General features: G+C 71.0%; 19 protein-coding genes. 6 read left to right on the top strand and 13 right to left on the bottom strand.

Going from position 1 to position 18,761, the window contains the following annotated elements:
- Window positions 1-184 precede the first annotated feature (184 nt).
- Complete coding sequence (locus ABZS64_RS14840) at window positions 185-949, top strand: hypothetical protein (protein ID WP_355828383.1); 765 nt, start codon at window positions 185-187, stop codon at window positions 947-949.
- Window positions 950-980: 31 nt separating this feature from the next.
- Here the strand turns inward: ABZS64_RS14840 and ABZS64_RS14845 are convergent, their stop codons facing one another.
- The 5 genes from ABZS64_RS14845 to afsQ1 all read right to left on the bottom strand — a co-directional run bounded on the left by ABZS64_RS14845 (window position 981) and on the right by afsQ1 (window position 4,836).
- Window positions 981-1,181, bottom strand: coding sequence for a PspC domain-containing protein (locus ABZS64_RS14845; protein WP_355828386.1), 201 nt, complete (start codon window positions 1,179-1,181; stop codon window positions 981-983).
- Between the two features lie 93 nt (window positions 1,182-1,274).
- Complete coding sequence (locus tag ABZS64_RS14850; RefSeq protein ID WP_355828389.1) at window positions 1,275-1,847, bottom strand: VanZ family protein; 573 nt, start codon at window positions 1,845-1,847, stop codon at window positions 1,275-1,277.
- A 76-nt stretch (window positions 1,848-1,923) separates the two neighbouring features.
- The gene (locus ABZS64_RS14855; RefSeq protein WP_355828392.1) at window positions 1,924-2,568 is read right to left on the bottom strand and encodes a hypothetical protein; all 645 of its coding nucleotides are present in this window, start codon (window positions 2,566-2,568) and stop codon (window positions 1,924-1,926) included.
- Entirely contained in the window at window positions 2,565-4,118 is a 1,554-nt protein-coding gene (locus ABZS64_RS14860; protein ID WP_355828395.1) for a HAMP domain-containing sensor histidine kinase, read from the bottom strand. The genes ABZS64_RS14855 and ABZS64_RS14860 overlap by 4 nt, the downstream gene beginning before the upstream one ends.
- A gap of 40 nt (window positions 4,119-4,158) precedes the next feature.
- Window positions 4,159-4,836 carry a two-component system response regulator AfsQ1 gene (gene afsQ1, locus ABZS64_RS14865; RefSeq protein WP_266486879.1) on the bottom strand — a complete coding sequence of 226 codons (678 nt, stop codon included), beginning with the start codon at window positions 4,834-4,836 and terminating at the stop codon, window positions 4,159-4,161.
- A gap of 250 nt (window positions 4,837-5,086) precedes the next feature.
- Here afsQ1 and ABZS64_RS14870 point away from each other — a divergent pair, with 250 nt between their 5' ends.
- Entirely contained in the window at window positions 5,087-5,821 is a 735-nt protein-coding gene (locus ABZS64_RS14870; RefSeq protein ID WP_355828399.1) for a SigE family RNA polymerase sigma factor, read from the top strand.
- 262 nt (window positions 5,822-6,083) lie between these two features.
- Here ABZS64_RS14870 and ABZS64_RS14875 read toward each other — a convergent pair whose 3' ends face one another.
- On the bottom strand, window positions 6,084-6,788 hold the full coding sequence (locus ABZS64_RS14875; protein WP_355828402.1) for a uridine kinase: 705 nt from the start codon (window positions 6,786-6,788) through the stop codon (window positions 6,084-6,086).
- 54 nt (window positions 6,789-6,842) lie between these two features.
- Here ABZS64_RS14875 and ABZS64_RS14880 point away from each other — a divergent pair, with 54 nt between their 5' ends.
- Complete coding sequence (locus tag ABZS64_RS14880; protein WP_355828405.1) at window positions 6,843-7,244, top strand: hypothetical protein; 402 nt, start codon at window positions 6,843-6,845, stop codon at window positions 7,242-7,244.
- 102 nt (window positions 7,245-7,346) lie between these two features.
- Here ABZS64_RS14880 and ABZS64_RS14885 read toward each other — a convergent pair whose 3' ends face one another.
- The 3 genes from ABZS64_RS14885 to deoC are packed head-to-tail and all read right to left on the bottom strand — an operon-like array spanning window position 7,347 to window position 10,640.
- Window positions 7,347-8,258, bottom strand: a complete 912-nt coding sequence (locus ABZS64_RS14885; RefSeq protein WP_355828408.1) for an aldehyde dehydrogenase family protein — start codon at window positions 8,256-8,258, stop codon at window positions 7,347-7,349.
- The gene (locus ABZS64_RS14890; RefSeq protein WP_355828411.1) at window positions 8,251-9,687 is read right to left on the bottom strand and encodes an aldehyde dehydrogenase family protein; all 1,437 of its coding nucleotides are present in this window, start codon (window positions 9,685-9,687) and stop codon (window positions 8,251-8,253) included. The genes ABZS64_RS14885 and ABZS64_RS14890 overlap by 8 nt, the downstream gene beginning before the upstream one ends.
- Window positions 9,688-9,692: 5 nt before the next feature.
- Window positions 9,693-10,640, bottom strand: a complete 948-nt coding sequence (gene deoC / locus ABZS64_RS14895) for a deoxyribose-phosphate aldolase (protein ID WP_355828809.1) — start codon at window positions 10,638-10,640, stop codon at window positions 9,693-9,695.
- 135 nt (window positions 10,641-10,775) lie between these two features.
- On the opposite strand from deoC, the gene ABZS64_RS14900 reads away from it, so the two are divergent.
- Entirely contained in the window at window positions 10,776-11,417 is a 642-nt protein-coding gene (locus ABZS64_RS14900) for a PH domain-containing protein (RefSeq protein ID WP_355828414.1), read from the top strand.
- Window positions 11,418-11,582: 165 nt separating this feature from the next.
- On the opposite strand, the gene ABZS64_RS14905 is transcribed toward ABZS64_RS14900, so the two are convergent.
- From ABZS64_RS14905 to ABZS64_RS14920, 4 genes are all read right to left on the bottom strand, one after another.
- Window positions 11,583-12,800 (bottom strand): hypothetical protein, encoded by a 1,218-nt coding sequence (locus tag ABZS64_RS14905; protein ID WP_355828417.1) that lies wholly within the window; start codon window positions 12,798-12,800, stop codon window positions 11,583-11,585.
- A gap of 111 nt (window positions 12,801-12,911) precedes the next feature.
- A complete protein-coding gene (locus ABZS64_RS14910; protein WP_355828419.1) occupies window positions 12,912-14,591 on the bottom strand; it encodes a phospho-sugar mutase in 1,680 nt (559 codons plus the stop codon).
- Between the two features lie 93 nt (window positions 14,592-14,684).
- Window positions 14,685-15,515, bottom strand: coding sequence for a purine-nucleoside phosphorylase (locus ABZS64_RS14915; RefSeq protein ID WP_355828421.1), 831 nt, complete (start codon window positions 15,513-15,515; stop codon window positions 14,685-14,687).
- 102 nt (window positions 15,516-15,617) lie between these two features.
- A complete protein-coding gene (locus ABZS64_RS14920; RefSeq protein ID WP_142214025.1) occupies window positions 15,618-16,055 on the bottom strand; it encodes a gamma-glutamylcyclotransferase in 438 nt (145 codons plus the stop codon).
- 162 nt (window positions 16,056-16,217) lie between these two features.
- Here ABZS64_RS14920 and ABZS64_RS14925 point away from each other — a divergent pair, with 162 nt between their 5' ends.
- Both ABZS64_RS14925 and ABZS64_RS14930 read left to right on the top strand, forming a co-directional pair.
- On the top strand, window positions 16,218-17,657 hold the full coding sequence (locus ABZS64_RS14925) for an NAD(P)H-quinone dehydrogenase (protein WP_355828425.1): 1,440 nt from the start codon (window positions 16,218-16,220) through the stop codon (window positions 17,655-17,657).
- 191 nt (window positions 17,658-17,848) lie between these two features.
- Window positions 17,849-18,761, top strand: a 913-nt coding sequence (locus ABZS64_RS14930; protein WP_355828812.1) for a DeoR/GlpR family DNA-binding transcription regulator, incomplete at its 3' end; no start/stop codon positions are given.

Here is an 18,761-nt window from a genome sequence, read left to right on the forward strand (position 1 = left end):
CTGATCCGCACCGCCGCGCCGCACCGCGTCCTCGACCCGAAGGCCGGTCCGCTCATCGCGGTGCGCCTGAACATCCTCACCCGCAAGTCGCTCGGTCGGTGTCGGCCGCCGTCGACAGGACCTCCAGAGCCTTCTCGTGCCCGATCCGGCTGATCCGGTGGAGCCTTGTGCCAGGATCGCCGCCATGCGCGTGAAGACCGCAGGACTGACCACTCTTGTCACCGTCCCCGCGCTCCTGCTGGCCACGGCCTGTACGAGTGACGACGGCAAGCAGCCCGCCAAGGACACCGGCAGCCCTGTCCGTACGCAGCCGGGCCAGGGCGCCGACAGCGGCAAGGGCGGACCGGGCGGCGCCGACGCCTCCAAGCCGCTCAGCGAGCCCCAGTTGCAGCGTGCCGCGCTGGCCACCGGTGATCTGCCCGGCTTCCAGGTGTCCCCGGGGAAGAGCGCGCTCGCGCCCTCCGGACAGCCCGCCGCCGACAAGCGGCAGTGCCAGCCGCTCGCCGACGCGATGGGCGACAAGCCGAGCCCGCAGGCGCAGCGCACCGTCAACAGGGGGCTCGGTTCGCTGGAAAGCCTCGGCCTTGCGGTGTCCGCCTCGCTCAGTTCGTACAGCGAGGCCGGGGCCGGAAAGCTGATGGCCTCGCTCAAGTCGGCGATCGCGGGCTGCGGCGAGGGCTTCAGCGCGACCCTCGACGGGCGCAGCGGTGACTACCGCGAGGTGAAGACCGCGGCCTTCACCGTCAGCGGCGCCGACGAGACCGTCAGCTGGACCACCGTGGGGAACAACGAGGGCGCCGTCGCCCCGATCCATCTGGTCGTGGTGCGCAAGGGCGCGACCGTGGCGCGTTTCATGGCGCTCGACCTCGCGCGGCGGACTCCGCCGCGCGTCCCTCAGGAAGTCGCCGACAAGCAGCTGGCGAAGGTCGCCCAGGTGCTCAACGGCTGAGACTGCCGTCTATGGCTCCTCACAGCGCGTACTACCAGGCCGTGCTCGCGGCCTTCTCCGAGGGCAGCAGCACCCAGAGCGCCAGGTAGATCAGGAACTGCGGGCCGGGCAGCAGACACGAGAGAACAAAGATCACACGCATCGTGGTCGCAGAGGTGCCGAAGCGCTGTGCCAGCGCTGCGCACACTCCGCCGATCATGCGTCCGTCTCGGGGGCGGACAAGTGCGGCCATGGTGGGCTCCTTCGCGAGAACCTTCCGGGGAGCATCTCTGTTGTGCTCCCGATGCATCCATAGTCGCTCCGCGAGGGGGGTCAAAGCGTCGCTCTACGGGGCGATCCCGACCCTGGGAATCGTCGGGGTCGCCCCCTGAGAGGCGTCCTCCCGCAGCATGGCCCCGCGCTGCCGCCGGGATGAGCCCGCTGCGGCCGTCTGCTCCTGCCTGCGGCGGAGCCGGGCCCGGCCGGCGGGCACGAGGGCCAGATGGGCCAGGGCCACCCCGGCCGTGTTCAGCAGCAGCGAGTCCACGTCGAGGACCCGCCCCGGCACCCCGGTCTGCAGCAGCTCTATGCCGAGCGACAGCAGGGCCCCGGCCGCGACCGTACGGGCCAGCGAGGCCAGGGGGGAGACGGCGAGCCTGCCACCCGCCATGGGCAGCAGTACGCCGAGAGGGGCGAGCAGCAGCAGTCCTTCGCCGATCCGGCGTGCGGCCACCACCGGGCCCAGCGCGAGATCCGCCTTGATACCGGCGAGCGGCTCGAGATTCGCGGGCGTCACCCACACCACATCGAGTGGGCGCAGCGTCAGCCAGGAAACGAGCAGCAGATGCGCGAGGAGGAGGATGACCCCCGCCGCGCGGAAGTGGATGGCGGCACTGCCTGCCGAACCTTGACGCTGCACGCCCCCCAAGACGCACGCTTCCCGCGAATCGGTTCCGCCCGCCCGGAAGAGGAAGCTCTAGGAGGGCGAGGACGCTCTACGAAGGTGAGGACGAGGGCGAGGGCAGCGCGCCGAGCGTCGGCACGGCCTCATCGGGCCGCTCCTTGGTCCCGGCCGTGCACTGGTACCCGCGCGGGGCGTACTCCCCGGGCCCGCCCAGCACCACCGAACCGTCCGCCGAGGCCGCCCGGCTCTCCGCGAAGGTGCAGACGATCTGGGCGAGCGCCGCCGTCGGCAGATCCTCCGGCTGGCGGCTCAGCCGCAGCGTGCCCGCCGGATCGCCCTCGCGCGCCCCGCTCAGAACGAGGGGCCCTCGTACGTACGTGGCGAAGCCCGCCTCGTGCTCCGGCGCCGACGGCTCCTTCACCAGCTCGCCGAGGAGCGCCTGGGCGACCCGCAGACGGCTGTCGGCGGCCTTCTCGTCCGGTATCCGGGCCGTACGGTCCACAGACTCCAGCTGGGAGGCGCAGACCAGGTAGACGCGGACGGGGACGCCCTGCGGCTGCGCCTGCGGGGTGATGTTCTCCCCGGTCACCTCGCACGGCACCCGCGAGGGCGCGGGACCGGCGTCGACGGGCACCTGGGTGGGCCGGATGCCGCAGCCGCCGAGCACGGCGACGACGCTCGTGAGTACGGCGAGTGCGGCCACCGTCCGCCGGGCACGCGCCCTGGGGGATGTCACTGCGCGCCGTCCTCTCCCGGCTCGCCGGTGCTGTCCGGGTCCGTGTCCGTGTCGCCGTGTCCGTCGAAGTCGTTCAGCGACGAGTCGCGCGGCAGCCGCAGCACGAACACCGCGCCGTCGCCGTCCGCCGAGTTGGCCGCGGTGATGTCGCCGCCGTGGATGTGGGCATTCTCCATCGCGATCGACAGCCCCAGACCACTGCCCTCGGAGCGCGGCCGCGAGGCGCTCGCCTTGTAGAAGCGGTCGAAGACATGCGGCAGTACGTCCTCAGGGATGCCGGGCCCGTGGTCCCGTACCTCGATCAGCAGCTCGTGGTCGACCGGCCGCACCGACACCCGTACCGGCGAACCGCCGTGCTTGAGCGCGTTGCCGATCAGATTCGCCAGGATCACGTCGAGCCGGCGCGGATCGAGCCGTGCCATGATCCCGCGCTCGGCGTCCAGGTCCACCGCGTCCAGCCAGGCGCGTGTGTCGATGCAGGCGGTGACCTGGTCGGCGACGTCGACCGTGTCCAGGACGAGCCTGGCCGTGCCCGCGTCGAAGCGGGTGACCTCCATCAGGTTCTCGACGAGATCGCCGAGCCGCCGGGTCTCGCTCACCACGAGGTTCACGGCGGGCGCGATCATCGGGTCGAGGCTGTCGGCCTCGTCCTCGAGGACTTCGGTGACGGCGGTGAGCGCGGTCAGCGGGGTGCGCAGCTCGTGCGACATGTCGGCGACGAAGCGGCGGCTGGACTCCTCCCGCGCGCTCATGTCGGCGACCTTCTTCTCCAGCGACTCGGCCGTCTTGTTGAACGTCCTTGCCAGCTCGGCGAGTTCGTCCGTACCCGAGACCCGCAGCCGGGTGTCGAGCTTGCCCTCGCCGAGCCGCCGTGCCGCCTCGCCCAGCCGGTGCACCGGCTTGAGGACGGTGGTGGCTGCGGCCTGCGCGAGCAGCGCCGAGCCGACCAGGGCCAGCGCGGTGGCGATCCCGAGCGACCAGGCAAGGGAGTTGAGGTCCTGGCGCTCCTGGTCCAGGGACTTGAACACATAGCCGGTCGGGCCGCCGCCGATGATCCGCGTACCGCCGACTAGATAGGGCTTGCCGCCGCGCTGGGTGCGCTGCCAGTAGAGGTGGTACGGGACGGAGTTGCCCGCGCCGACACCCTGCCGCTCGTTGACCGCTTCCTGCAGTTTGGCCGGTACGTCGTCGAGCGTGAAGTTGTCCGGATTGGAGGCACCGACGATCGGCTTGCCCTCGGCGCGCTCGCCGATGAGCAGCACGCTGTAGCCCGCATTGCCGCCGGCCATCTGCTCGGCGGTCTTCTGCAGTTCGCTCTGGGTGGGCCGCAGCGGCAGCGCGGCGGCCCGGTTCTGCATCCCCTGGCGGAAGTCGCCGAGCGCCGAGTCCTGCGTACGGGTCAGCACGGCTTCCCGGTTGAGCCAGTACGCGATGCCCGAAGCGGACACGGCGGCGGTCAGCGCGACCAGCGCGAAGACGACGACAAGACGGAGCCGAAGGCTCGTCCAGCGAAGTCCGGCGAGTATCGCGCGCTTCGCGGCACCGCTCACCGAGTGGTTCCGTTCACGGGGGTCATGGCGTGCACATCTCTCACTGGGGGACGTCCAGCCGGTAACCCACGCCGCGCACCGTACGGATCAGGGTCGGCGAGGACGGCACGTCCTCCACCTTCGCCCGCAGCCGCTGCACGCACGCGTCCACCAGTCGTGAGTCGCCGAGGTAGTCGTGCTCCCAGACCAGCCGCAGCAGCTGCTGCCGCGACAGGGCCTGTCCCGGCCTGCGGCTCAGCTCGAGCAGCAGCCGCAGCTCGGTCGGAGTGAGCTGAAGGTCCTCGCCGTTCTTGGTGACCGTCATCGCGGAGCGGTCGATCACCAGCGAGCCGAAGCTCGCCGAATCGGTGGACTCCCGCTCCCCGCGCCGCAGTACGGCACGGATCCGGGCGTCCAGCACGCGGCCCTGCACGGGCTTGACGACATAGTCGTCCGCGCCCGACTCAAGACCCACGACCACATCGATGTCGTCGCTGCGTGCGGTCAGCAGAATGATCGGCAGCTGGTCGGTGCGCCTGATGCGGCGGCACACCTCGAAACCGTCGATCCCGGGCAGCATCACATCCAGCACGATCAGGTCCGGCCGCTGCTCACGCAGCAGTTTCAGGCCGTCCTCTCCCGTCGCCGCGGTGGCCACTCGGTGGCCCTGGCGTGACAGCGAGAGTTCGAGGGCCGTGCGGATGGCGTCGTCGTCCTCGATCAGCAACAGGAAAGGCACGGAGGTCATTCTGTCCCATGGGGGAGCCGTAGTTCGACTGCTGGAGCGCTCCCACACGATCCCTCCCCTTGTGAGAGGCGTTTCGAGCGCTTTATGCAGCGGTGCGGAAGGGGGTCCCGGCCGGTCTTCGCGAGACCCCGGTGGGCCCTGTGACAGGCCTGTGACAGTCGACGGACAACGCCATGAAACTGCCCGGGCAAGCTTCTTGGCACACGGACGGAACAAGACTCCACTCGACGGGGGGCGCGAGATGAACGCACTGCACAGCACCAACTCAAGCGCAGTTGTCACGCGTCTCCACGACGTCGTGAGGAGCACGGAGAAGTCCGGCGCCGTGAACGGGCGGGGGTGCGTTCGCAGCGCCGGGCGTCAGCACAAGCCGTCGTACATGACGGTGGTTGACGCGACCGCGGGGGGCAGCGGAGCGGCGTACGGGGAGGTCTCGGGGGAGCGGACGAGCCTGTCGGAGGCGGAGTTCACCGCCTACGTGCAGGAACGCCGCGCCTCCCTGTACGCAACCGCCTACCACCTGACCGGTGACCGGTATGAGGCGGAGGATCTGCTGCAGAGCGCCCTCTTCTCGACGTACCGGGCCTGGGACAGGATCAGCGACAAGGCGGCGGTCGGGGGCTATCTGCGCCGCACCATGACCAATCTGCACATCAGCGCCTGGCGCCGGCGCAAGCTCAACGAGTACCCGACGGAGGAGCTGCCGGAGACGGCGAGCGACACCGACGCGATGCGGGGTACGGAGCTGCGCGCGGTGCTCTGGCAGGCGCTGGCCAGGCTGCCCGAACTCCAGCGGACGATGCTGGTCCTTCGTTACTACGAGGGCCGCACCGACCCGGAGATCGCGGAGATCCTGGACATCAGTGTCGGCACGGTGAAGTCGAGCATCTGGCGGTCGCTCCGCCGGCTGCGTGAGGACGAGGTCCTCAGCTTCGGCCGTGACGAGGAGGAGTCCTTCGGCGAGCTGGTGGCCTGAGGGCAGGGGGAACGGGGCCGCCGTTTCGGGGGAGACGGCGGGATCGGGGGACCACGGGGGATCACGGGGGGAAACAGAGCGGGACCGGACAGGCCGGGGGGTCTTGTCCGGCCCCGCTGCGCTTTGCGCCTGAGCCGGCGCCGCTCTCGCGGCGGTGGTTGCTCGCCGTGGGGGTTGCTCAATGGCGCTTTGCGGTGCAGGCACCCGTTTCGCGGCGCGAAGCTGCCGCCGGGGCGTGGGGGTACCCCGTGCCCCCGCATTGTTACGCCGAAGTGCTCGCCGCAGGCGAGCGGCGGCGGCCCGCAGCCGCGGCCGCGAGGCGGCCCAGCGCCTCGGCCTTGCCGCACGGGTACGCGCCCAGTTCCGTCTGCCGTGCCACGATGCCCCGTTCCGCGCGCATCAGGCGCCAGCCGCGGCGCACCAGGAAGCCCACCGACTTGCGGCCCTCGCGCAGATCCCGCGCCAGCCGCCTGCGGAACGTCGTCGACGGGCGGCCGCGCAGGCACAGCGCGTCGGCCAGTACCCCACGTTCCTGGCAGCGCCCGACGATGTCCGCCGCGAAGATTCCCTCAGCCACGAACAGCGGTGTGCGGTCGATGTCGAACGCCTCCACGCCGACGCGCGAGCTCGTGGAGATGTCGTACACCGGCACCGTCGTACGTCCCGTACGGCACAGCTCCTCGACCGCCGCCACCGCCGCGTCCGCGTCCCACGACCGAGGGGAGTCCCAGTCGATGTCCGAACTGCCCGCGACCTGCGGAAGCGTCGGGTCGTCGCCCTCCTTGTAGAAGTCGTCCAGGCGCAGCACCGGCAGCCCGGTGCGGGCGGCGAGGGAGGACTTTCCGGAACCGGAGGGGCCCGAGAGCAGCACAACACGGGTGGGTATGGAGGAAGAGCTCACGGGACACCAGTGTGATGCATTGACCCGTGAAGGGGACCCCTCGGGGCGGATGTTGGTATTGAGCATCACACCTCAACTACGCTGCGTGCTCGTCCGATTACTCACTCAGTCAGGAATCCCATGGCACGTCACACAGCTCCCCAGTCCCGGCGGCTCGCCCTGCTGCGTGCAGGTCTGACCGTCGCGGCGGTGGCCGCGGCCCTCGGCGCGGGCGAGGCCGCCGCCCATGCCGCGCCGGCGGCGCCCCTGGGTCCGGTGGCCCCCGACACCCTCGGCGGGGGCACGACCCAGGGTCTGACCGGCGTGGTCACCAACTCGGTGGCAGGGGTCGGGCAGCTCAAGAGCCTCCAGCTCAACCCCCTCGCCAAGACCGGCGTCGACCCACTGGACAACGGCATCGCCACTCAGGTCGCGGACTTCCAGCCCGTCGGCACGACGACGGCGACGGGTCAGCTGACCCAGGGCCAGGCCCTCAAGGACCTGCCGGTGGCGGGCCAGGCCGCGGCGCTGCTGCCCTTCTGAGCCCGGGCGCGAATGAGCCCCCTGCCGCCGGACGGGACGGCAGGGGGCTCGGTCATGGGGGCAAGGGGGTGAGACACCCCCTGGGCCCGTCGGTTCGCCGAATCAGTACGCCGACCCGGACGCGCCGAGAGAGCCCGTCGGGTGCCAGACCGTCTTCGTCTCAAGGAAGGCCGTCAGGCGGTGCGTGCCGGGATCGGCAGAGAAATCCACAGGCTGTGGACGAAGGACGCGCTTGAGGTTGTCCGCCGCCGCGATCTCCAGCTCCTTGGCCAGTACGTCATCGGCACCGGTGAGGTCGATGGCGTTGACGTCCTGGTGCGAGGCCAGCGGAGTCGCGATCTCGGCCGTACGACCGGACAGGACGTTGACCACGCCACCGGGGAGGTCCGACGTGGCCAGCACCTCGCCCAGCGAGAGCGCGGGGAGCGGCGACTTCTCCGAAGCGATCACGATCGCCGTGTTGCCCGTCGCGATCACCGGGGCGAGCACCGAGACCAGGCCCAGGAAGGAAGATTCCTGGGGGGCCACGATCGTGACGACGCCGGTCGGCTCAGGGGTGGAGAGGTTGAGGAACGGCCCGGCGACCGGGTTCGCCCCGCCCACGATCTGGCCGATCTTGTCCGTCCAGCCCGCGTACCAGACCCAGCGGTCGATCGCCGCGTCCACGACGGCCGCGGCCTTCGGCTTCGACAGGCCCTCCGCGTCCGCCACTTCGCGTACGAACTGCTCGCGACGTCCCTCCAGCATCTCGGCGATGCGGTAGAGGATCTGGCCGCGGTTGTACGCGGTCGCGCCCGACCAGCCGCCGAAGGCCTTGCGGGCCGCGACGACCGCGTCACGGGCGTCCTTGCGGGAGGAGAGAGGGGCGTTGGCCAGCCACTTGCCCTTGCCCGCCGCGCCAGCGGCTGATGTTTTCGCCGTCACCTCGTACACCCGGCCGCTCTCGGAGCGGGGGAACTTGCCCCCGACGTACAGCTTGTAGGTCTTGAAGACGCTCAGTCGCCCGTCAGACATCGAGGTAGGCCTCCAGACCGTGACGGCCGCCCTCGCGGCCGAAGCCCGACTCCTTGTAGCCGCCGAAGGGCGAGGTCGGGTCGAACTTGTTGAACGTGTTGGCCCACACCACACCCGCGCGGAGCTTGTTCGCGACCGCGAGGATCCGCGAGCCCTTCTCCGTCCAGATGCCCGCCGACAGGCCGTACTGGCTGTTGTTGGCCTTGGCGACCGCCTCGTCCGGCGTACGGAAGGTCAGCACCGACAGGACCGGGCCGAAGATCTCGTCACGCGCGATCTGGTGCGCCTGGGTGACATTCGTGAACAGCGTGGGCGCGAACCAGTAGCCGGAGCTCGGCAGCTCGCACGGGGCGGACCACCGCTCGGCGCCCTCCGCCTCGCCCGTCTCGGTCAGGGTCTTGATACGGGCCAGCTGCTCCGCGGAGTTGATCGCACCGATATCGGTGTTCTTGTCCAGCGGGTCGCCGAGGCGCAGCGTCGTCAGACGGCGCTTGAGGGAGTCGAGCAGCTCGTCCTGGACCGACTCCTGGACCAGCAGGCGAGAGCCCGCGCAGCAGACCTGGCCCTGGTTGAAGAAGATGCCGGAGACGATGCCCTCGACGGCCTGGTCGATGGGGGCGTCGTCGAAGACGATGTTGGCGCCCTTGCCGCCCAGCTCCAAGGTGACCTTCTTGTCCGTACCGGCGATGGAACGGGCGATCGCCTTGCCGACGGCGGTCGAGCCGGTGAAGGCGACCTTGTTGACGTCGGGGTGCTCGACGAGCGCGGCGCCCGTCTCGCCGTATCCCGGAAGGATGTTGACGACGCCCTTGGGCAGGCCCGCCTGGCGGCAGATGTCCGCGAAGAAGAGGGCGGAGAGGGGGGTCGTCTCGGCGGGCTTCAGCACCACGGTGTTGCCGGTGGCGAGCGCCGGGGCGATCTTCCACGCCAGCATCAGGAGGGGGAAGTTCCAGGGGATGACCTGGCCCGCGACGCCGAGGGGCCGGGGATTCGCGCCGTAGCCCGCGTGGTCGAGCTTGTCGGCCCAGCCCGCGTAGTAGAAGAAGTGCGCGGCGACCAGGGGGAGGTCCGCGTCGCGGGTCTCCTTGATCGGCTTGCCGTTGTCGAGCGTCTCCAGGACGGCGAGCTCGCGGGAGCGCTCCTGGATGATCCGCGCGATACGGAAGAGATACTTGGCACGCTCCGAGCCGGGCAGCGCCGACCACTTCTCGAAGGCCTTGCGGGCCGCCTTCACGGCGCGGTCCACGTCCTCGGCGCCGGCCTGGGCGACCTCGGCGAGGACCTCCTCGGTGGAGGGGGAGACGGTCTTGAAGACCTTGCCGTCGGCGGCGTCGGTGAATTCGCCGTCGATGAAGAGGCCGTACGACGGTGCGATGTCGACGATCGACCGCGATTCGGGTGCGGGTGCGTATTCGAATACAGATGCCATGGTGATCAGTCCACCGTCACGTAGTCGGGGCCGGAGTAGCGGCCGGTCGCCAGCTTCTGACGCTGCAGGAGCAGGTCGTTGAGCAGGCTCGACGCGCCGAAGCGGAACCAGTGGTTATCCAGCCAGTCTGCACCCACGGTCTCGTTGACCAGGACCAGGAACTTGATCGCGTCCTTGCTGGTGCGGATGCCGCCCGCGGGCTTCACGCCGACCTGGATGCCGGTCTGCGCGCGGTAGTCGCGCACCGCCTCCAGCATGAGCAGCGTGTTGGCGGGGGTGGCGTTGACAGCGACCTTGCCGGTCGAGGTCTTGATGAAGTCCGCGCCGGCGATCATGCCGAGCCAGGAGGCGCGACGGATGTTGTCGTACGTGGAGAGCTCGCCGGTCTCGAAGATGACCTTCAGCCGGGCCGGGCCCGCGGCCTCCTTCACGGCGCGGATCTCTTCGAAGACCTTGAGATAGCGGCCCGAGAGGAAGGCCCCGCGGTCGATCACCATGTCGATCTCGTCGGCCCCGGCGGCGACGGCGTCGCGGGTGTCCGCGAGCTTCACGTCGAGCGCGGCGCGGCCGGCCGGGAAGGCGGTGGCGACGGAGGCGACCTTGACGCCGGAGCCCTTGAGGGCCTCGGCGGCGATGGCGGCCATGTCGGGGTAGACACAGACCGCGGCGGTCGAGGGGGTGGTGCGGTCGGTCGGGTCGGGATGGACGGCCTTGGCGGCGAGCGCCCGGACCTTGCCCGGGGTGTCCGCGCCTTCGAGCGTCGTCAGGTCGATCATCGAGATGGCCAGATCGATGGCGTACGCCTTGGCCGTGGTCTTGATCGAACGCGTACCGAGCCCTGCGGCGCGGGCCTCCAGGCCGACGGCGTCGACGCCGGGCAGACCGTGGAGGAAGCGCCGCAGTGTGCTGTCGGACGCGGTCACGTCAGCGAATGCGGTGGGGATGGTGGGCATGGTCACCAGATGAGCATATCTACGCGCGTAGCGGCCTGTACAGGGGGTGGTGTCGAGGGCTGGTCCCGCGGGCCCGGGTGCGGACGTGGGGCAGCCCGGAACGGCCGGGCGAGGACGTACGGCAGAATCGGAGTCATGACGAGTCCCCAGCAGCCTGCCGAGCCCACCTACGCCGACCGGGTCTTCCGGTCGCCCGCCGGGATGGCCGGGGGAGTGCTGCTGCTCGCGCTCATCGCCTGGCTCGCCGGGGACGCGATCGTCCGGGGCGAGGGGCGTACGCCGTGGCTTGCCCTCGCCGTCGCGCTGCTCGCCGTCCCGCTGGTCATCGCCTTCACGCTGCGTCCCGCGGTCTTTGCCAACGACGACCGGATGCGGATCAGGAACCCCTTCCGGACGATCACGATTCCCTGGGCGGCCGTCGCGGATGTCCGCGCCGGGTACTCCAGCGAGGTCTTCACGCAGGAGGGCGCGAAGTACCAGCTGTGGGCCATCCCCGTTTCGCTGCGGGCGCGCAAGAAGGCCGTGCGCCGGCCGCTGCGGCCCGTGAAGGGCCCGCTCGCGCGCGGCCGCGCCACGCCGTTCGGCGGCGATGCCAGGGACGACGCGCCGCGGATGGCCGCGTCGGACCGGGCGATCGCGGATCTGCGCGAACTGACGGAGCGCAATGCGGAGCTGCCGGGCGCGAAGGGCGAGCCGCAGGTGCGCTGGGCCTACGAGGTCGCGGCGCCTGCGGCGGCGGGCGCGGTGCTGCTGGTGATCCTGCTGGCGATCGGCTGACGGTCACTGCGCGGCTCGGGTTGGTTGACCCCCGACCCACCCCTTCCCGAAACCCTGACGGGACCTGGGGCTGACGCCCCCGTGCCCCCGTAGGGGTGGGTGGCTTCGCGGGCGAACCGCAGAGGTGACCCGCAAAGCCCCAACGGCACCACCCGCCCCGAACCCCTACGGCGGGCCCTTCCACACCAGCAGCATGTACGCACCCAGCCAGGCCGACATCAGCGTCCCGGCACCGAGCAGCGCCGCCACCACCGCCGTACGCCGCGCCCTCGCCAGCGCCCGGGCGATCGGCAGCAGCAGCGGGAAGCCCGGGAGCAGAAAGCGGGCGCGCGGGAAGTAGACGCCGCCGCTGCCGAGTACGACCAGCAGCAGCATGCCGGTGAAGACGAGCAGCGCGACCGGCTGCCGTTCGGAGAGGCAGAGCAGATACAGCCCGACCGACACGATCAGCACCACCGACACGATCACCAGGAAGAGCTGGGGCTCGGTCATGTAGACGAGGTACTGGCGCAGTTCGCGCAGTGTGGACGCCCCGCCGTCCCACTGGTTCTTCCACAGTCTCTGTACGGCGAAATAGCCGTCCAAGCGGCCCACGCGCAGCCCCACCCACGTGACATACGCCAGCCATCCGGCCGGTGCGATCAGCGCCGCCGCCAGGGCCGTCGCGCGGCTGCTCCTGCGGCGCCTGCGGCCACCGCGGCAGGACAGCGCCGCCGCCACCGAGACCGCCGCCGCGACGGCGATGCCCGTCGGCCTCGTCAGCCCGGCCAGCGTCGCGAGCGAACCCGCCCACATCCAGCGCCCGGTGAGCACCGCGTACAGCGCCCACGCCGCGAACGCCGTGAACAGCGACTCCGTGTAGCCCATCCACTGGACGATCGCGACGGGCAGCACGCCCCACAGCAGGGTGAGGAGAAAGCCCACCCGCCGCCCGTACAGCCGGTCGCCGACCGCGAAGACGCCCCACGCCGCGACGAACGAGAAGCCGATGGCGAGCAGCAGCCCGACTGAGGCGCGCGAGCCGGGAGTTACGGCCGCGACGGCCTTCACCAGTCCCGGATAGAGCGGGAAGAAGGCGAGGTTGTTGTCGTTGACACGGGTACCGAGGGTGCTGTCGTACCCGTGGTCGGCGATCCCCAGATACCAGTGCGAGTCCCAGGACGTGGCCAGCGTCGGCCAGATGCCGTGCCCGCGCAGATGCGCCCACCTGGCCAGGACCAGCAGCCCGCACAGCCGCACCACGAGATAGCCGAGCAGCGCGGGCGCGGCCCGCCGCACCGCGCGCCGCAGCCGGTCACCTGCGCCCGCCCGGCCACCGCCTCCCATGGCCGGTGGCCGGCGCGAGGCGGGGACGGTGGCTCGAACGGTCGCGGTGGGGGACACGGCGGCTGCTCCCGGGAATCGGCAGGCGATACCGGGTCACCATTGCCCGGACGGCCCCGGGGAGCGTGTGCCGCTGCCTCAACTCCGTACGAGAATCACCCGTACGGGCGGTCAGATCCCGGCGGCCCGCGCCAGATCGCGCTTGATCCCGTCCAGGATCTCGGTGGCGCGCTCGCGGGCGGTCCGGAGCTCGCTCGCGTCCGCGACCGGGACCACGACCTCCAGATAGCACTTGAGCTTGGGCTCGGTGCCGCTCGGGCGGACGATGACGCGCGCCTTGAACTCGCCGTCGAGGTAGTACCGCAGGCCGTCCGTGGGCGGCAGCTTGTCCGTGCCCTTGTTCAGGTCCTCCGCCGAGACGATCCGCAGCCCGGCGAGCACGGTCGGCGGCTGCTCGCGCAGCCTGTGCATGGCGTCCGCGATGATGCTCAGATCCTCGACCCGCACGGCCAACTGGTCGGTGCCGTGCAGCCCGTGCGCGACGGCGAGGTCGTCGAGCAGATCGGTGAGGGTACGGCCCTGCTCCTTCAGCTCGGACGCCAGCTCGGCGACGAGCAGGGCGGCGGTGATGCCGTCCTTGTCGCGTACGCCCTCTGGGTCGACGCAGTAGCCCAGCGCCTCCTCGTAGCCGTAACGCAGGCCCTCGACGCGGGCGATCCACTTGAAGCCGGTCAGCGTCTCCTTGTACGGCAGTCCCGCCGCGTCGGCGATCCGACCCAGCAGCGACGAGGACACGATCGACTCGGCGAAAGTGCCGCGCGCGCCCTTGTGGACGAGGTGCTCGGCCAGCAGCGCGCCGACCTCGTCGCCGCGGAGCATCTTCCAGTCCCCGCCGTCGGGGACGGCCACGGCGCACCGGTCCGCGTCGGGGTCGTTGGCGATGACGATGTCCGGCCGGACACGCCGGGCGGTCTCGAAGGCGAGATCCATCGCCCCCGGCTCCTCCGGATTGGGGAACGCGACGGTCGGGAAGGCCGGGTCGGGCTCGGCCTGCTCCTGCACGAGGACGGGCGCGGGGAAACCGGCGCGGGCGAAGGCGGCGGTGAGCACATCCTTGCCGACGCCGTGCATGGCGGTGTAGACGACGCGGGCAGTACGGGGGGACCCGGCGGTCAGAACCTCGTCCGTACGCGCCAGATAGGCGTCCAGGACCTCGTCCCCGAGCGTGTCCCAGCCGTCGTCGGCGCGCGGCACGTCACTCAGACTCGCCACGGCCGCGATCTCGGCGGCGATCTCCGCGTCGGCGGGCGGCACGATCTGCGAGCCGTCGCCGAGATAGACCTTGTAGCCGTTGTCGCGCGGCGGGTTGTGGCTGGCGGTGACCTCGACCCCGGCCACGGCGCCGAGCTGCCTTATGGCGAAGGCGAGCACGGGGGTCGGCAGCGGACGCGGCAGCACAGCGGCGCGGAGCCCTGCGCCGACCATGACGGCGGCCGTGTCGCGCGCGAAGTCGGCTGACTTGTAGCGGGCGTCGTAGCCGACGACGACGAGGCCGTCGCCCTGGCCCTTCGCCCTGAGATACGCGGCGAGCCCGGCGGCGGCCCGGATGACGACGGCCCGGTTCATCCGCATGGGCCCGGCCCCGAGCTCTCCACGCAGCCCGGCCGTCCCGAACTGCAGCGTCCCGCCGAACCGGGCGGCGAGCTCGTCGAGATCCCGCGCCTCGATGAGCTTGCCGAGCTCGTCCCGGGTCTCACTGTCCGGGTCCTCGGCCATCCACGCGCTGGCCCGCGCGATGAGGTCCTGCTGCACGGTTGGTCCGCCTCTCGTGTGTCTTGGTGGCCCGCCCATTCTCGGCGGGCCCGCATGGGTGCGGGGTGCCGTGGACGCCGCCCGCGCGCCGCGGACGCCCCGCGCAACGGGCCCGCACCCCCCGGCGGACCGTCAGATGCGGTCGAGAACCCGCGTCAGCAGCTCGCCCATCCGCGCCGCCGAGTCCCGCCCCGCCTGCAGCACTTCCTCGTGGTTCAGCGGCTCGCCCGTAAGTCCCGCCGCGAGGTTCGTGACCAGGGAGATGCCCAGCACCTCCGCGCCCGCCTCGCGTGCCGCGATCGCTTCGAGGACCGTCGACATGCCGACCAGGTCGCCGCCCAGCACGCGGACCATGTTGATCTCCGCCGGCGTCTCGTAGTGCGGGCCGGGGAACTGGACGTACACGCCCTCCTCAAGCGACGCGTCGATCTCCTTGCACAGCGCCCGCAGCCGCGGCGAGTACAGATCCGTCAGGTCCACGAAGTTCGCGCCGATGATCGGCGACGCCGCCGTCAGGTTGATGTGGTCACTGATCAGCACCGGCTGCCCGGGGCGCATGCCCTCGCGCAGACCGCCGCAGCCGTTCGTCAGGACCACGGTCTTGCAGCCCGCGGCCACCGCGGTGCGCACCCCGTGCGACACCGCGGCCACGCCACGGCCCTCGTAGAAGTGCGTACGGCCCAGGAAGACCAGCGCCCGCTTCGCGCCGATGCGGTACGAGCGGATCTTGCCGCCGTGGCCCTCTACCGCCGGCGGCGGGAAGCCGGGCAGGTCGGTGACCGGGAACTCGGCCTCGGGCGTACCGAGCGCGTCGACGGCCGGCGCCCAGCCGGAGCCCATCACCAGGGCTACGTCATGCGTCTCGGCGCCGGTGAGCTCGCGCAGGCGCGCGGCGGCGGCGTCGGCTGCGGCGTGGGGGTCGGCGCTAACGCCGTTGAGGTCCGGATTCACAGATGCGTTCACGCGGACGAGGGTAGCCGGTCATTTCCTACGCGCGTAGATGACGCAGCGCACGGTCTTCGGATCGTTGCCTTGTCGTTTCCCACGAACGCGACGGTAAACGCATCAGCAAGGCCGCTTCCGGAGCTCCATCACATAGTCGTGCGGCGCGCCCGCCGAGTCCGCCGCATCCGCCAGCTCTCCCAGATACCGGGCCGACGGCAGCCCGCCCTCGTACCCGTTCAGCACGTACACCCAGGCCGGCTCCTCGCCGTCCAGCGTGTCGACCCGGACCCGCATCCGCCGGTAGATGTCCAGGCCGACACCCTCCCAGCGGTCCATCGAGTCCTCGTCCATGGGCGCGATGTCGTACAGCGCGACAAAAACCTGCGAGCGCGGCGCCTCCACGATCGTGGCCAGCGCGCCCTCCCAGCCCATCTGCTCGCCGCCGAAGGTCAGCCGCCAGCCGTTGAGCCAGCCGGTGCCGCGCAGGGGGGAGTGCGGGGCGCGGCGAGACATCAGCCGCGCGTCGAGGTTGCCGGCGTACGCGGCGTAGAGCGACATGGGATCGAGGGTACGGGAGGGGCGCGGGTGGTTGCCGTTCACCAATGGAGGGACCCGGGGCGAGGGCACTTGAACCGTGCGGGACAATGGAGGACGTACTGCAGTCCAAAGGGGCCACCCCCCGAACCCGGCAGAACGACGAGAGCGCGAGGCGTAACCCCAGTGACCCGGATCGTGATCATCGGCGGCGGACCCGGCGGATACGAGGCGGCCCTGGTGGGCGCCCAGCTCGGCGCGGAGGTGACCGTCGTCGACTGCGACGGCCTCGGCGGGGCTTCTGTGCTGACCGACTGCGTCCCTTCCAAGACCCTGATCGCCACGGCCGAGGTCATGACGACCTTCGACTCCTCGCACGAGGAGCTCGGCATCATCGTCGCCGACGACACCCCGCCGATGGAACAGGCCGCCCGGATCGTCGGCGTCGACCTCGGCAAGGTCAACCGACGCGTGAAGCGGCTCGCGCTCGCCCAGTCCCACGACATCACCGCCTCCGTCACCCGGGCCGGGGCGCGTGTGCTGCGCGGCCGCGCCCGGCTGGAGGGCCGGCAGGGGATGGACGGCTCCCGCAAGGTCGTCGTGCGCGCCGCGGACGGCACCGAGGAGACGCTGACCGCCGACGCGGTGCTGATTGCGACGGGTGGCCACCCGCGCGAGATCCCGGACGCGCTCCCCGACGGAGAGCGCATTCTCAACTGGACCCAGGTGTACGACCTGACCGAGCTCCCCGAGGAGCTCATCGTGGTCGGTTCCGGCGTCACCGGCGCCGAGTTCGCCGGCGCGTACCAGGCGCTCGGCTCCCGGGTCACCCTCGTCTCCTCCCGCGACCGCGTGCTGCCGGGCGAGGACCCGGACGCCGCCGCGGTCCTGGAGGACGTCTTCCGCCGCCGCGGCATGAACGTCATGGCCCGCTCCCGCGCCGAGTCCGCCAAGCGCGTCGGCGACCGGGTCGAGGTGACGCTCTCCGACGGCCGCGTCATCTCCGGCTCGCACTGCCTGATGGCGGTCGGCGCGATCCCGAACTCCGCGGGCATGGGCCTCGAGGAAGCCGGGGTCAGGCTCAAGGACTCGGGCCACATCTGGACCGACAAGGTCTCCCGTACGAGCGCCCCCGGCGTGTACGCCGCAGGTGACGTCACCGGCGTCTTCGCACTCGCCTCGGTCGCGGCGATGCAGGGCCGGATCGCGATGTACCACTTCCTGGGCGACGCGGTGCAGCCGCTGAACCTCAAGACCGTCTCGTCCAACGTCTTCACCGACCCGGAGATCGCGACCGTCGGCTACAGCCAGGCGGACGTCGACGGCGGCATCATCGACGCCCGGGTCGTCAAGCTGCCGCTGCTGCGCAACCCGCGCGCGAAGATGCAGGGCATCCGGGACGGCTTCGTCAAGATCTTCTGCCGTCCGGGCACGGGGATTGTGGTCGGCGGTGTGGTCGTCTCACCGCGTGCCAGCGAGCTGATCCATCCCATCTCGATCGCGGTCGACAACAATCTGACGGTGGAACAGATCGCAAACGCTTTCACTGTGTATCCCTCTCTGTCGGGGTCGATCGCCGAGGTGGCACGGCAGTTGCACACCCGCAAGGCGGCCGGCGAAGCGTGATGCGGGCGTAAACCCGACGAACCCGGCGCACTCCACGCAGCGACCGATCAACTTCGGGGCCGCCCATACCACTTGGCGGCCCCGTCCGTGCACAACTTCCTTTATTCGGCGCATAGTGCTGAAAACTGTCGGCCGGTCAGGTTACTGTCAGTTTCGTGTTCGCTGCAGAACGTCGCCAATTGATCCTCGAAATGGTGCGCGCCAACGGGGCCGTGTCGCTCCGTGAGCTCGCCCGCGTCGTCCAGACCTCCGAAGTGACCGTACGGCGGGACGTGCGGGCACTGGAGGCAGAAGGACTCCTCGACCGCCGTCACGGCGGTGCGGTACTGCCGGGCGGATTTACGCGCGAGTCCGGCTTTCCGCAGAAATCCTTGTCCGCGACCGCCGAGAAAACGGCCATCGCCGATCTCGCCGCGGGCCTCGTCGAAGAAGGCGAGGCGATCGTGGTCGGAGCGGGGACCACGACGCAGGAGCTGGCCCGCCGGCTCGCACGCGTCCCCGGGCTGACCGTCGTCACCAACTCCCTGCTGGTCGCCCAGGCGTTGGCCCATGCCAACCGGGTCGAAGTCGTCATGACCGGCGGGACGCTGCGTGGCTCCAACTACGCGCTGGTGGGCAGCGGGGCGGAACAGTCCCTGCAGGGGCTGCGGGTCTCCCGGGCCTTTCTGTCCGGCAGCGGCTTGACCGCCGAGCGCGGACTGTCCACGTCCAACATGCTGTCGGCGAGCGTCGACCGGGCGCTGGTCCAGGCCGCGGCGGAGGTCGTGGTTCTCGCGGACCACACCAAGCTCGGCACCGACACGATGTTCCAGACGGTGCCGACGGATGTGATTACGCGGCTGGTCACGGACGAGCCGCCGACGCACGACGACCGCGCGGCGACGGAGCTGCAGGCGCTGGCGGACCAGGGTGTCCAGATCGCGGTGGCGGGCTCGGCGGGCCCGTCGGAGTCGACGCCCCCCGGCCGCCAGCCCCGCCGCGACGTCCCGCTCCCGGGCCAACGCCGCACCCGCGGCGGCGGCCCGGGCCCGCAACTGCGCAACGCGCTGGCGGCGGAGCCCCCAGGAGAACGTGCGGCAAGGGTGGCAGACCTCCGCCGCCGAT

Origin of the sequence: Streptomyces sp. NPDC005408 (assembly GCF_040606445.1) — a bacterium.
GTDB lineage: Bacteria > Actinomycetota > Actinomycetes > Streptomycetales > Streptomycetaceae > Streptomyces.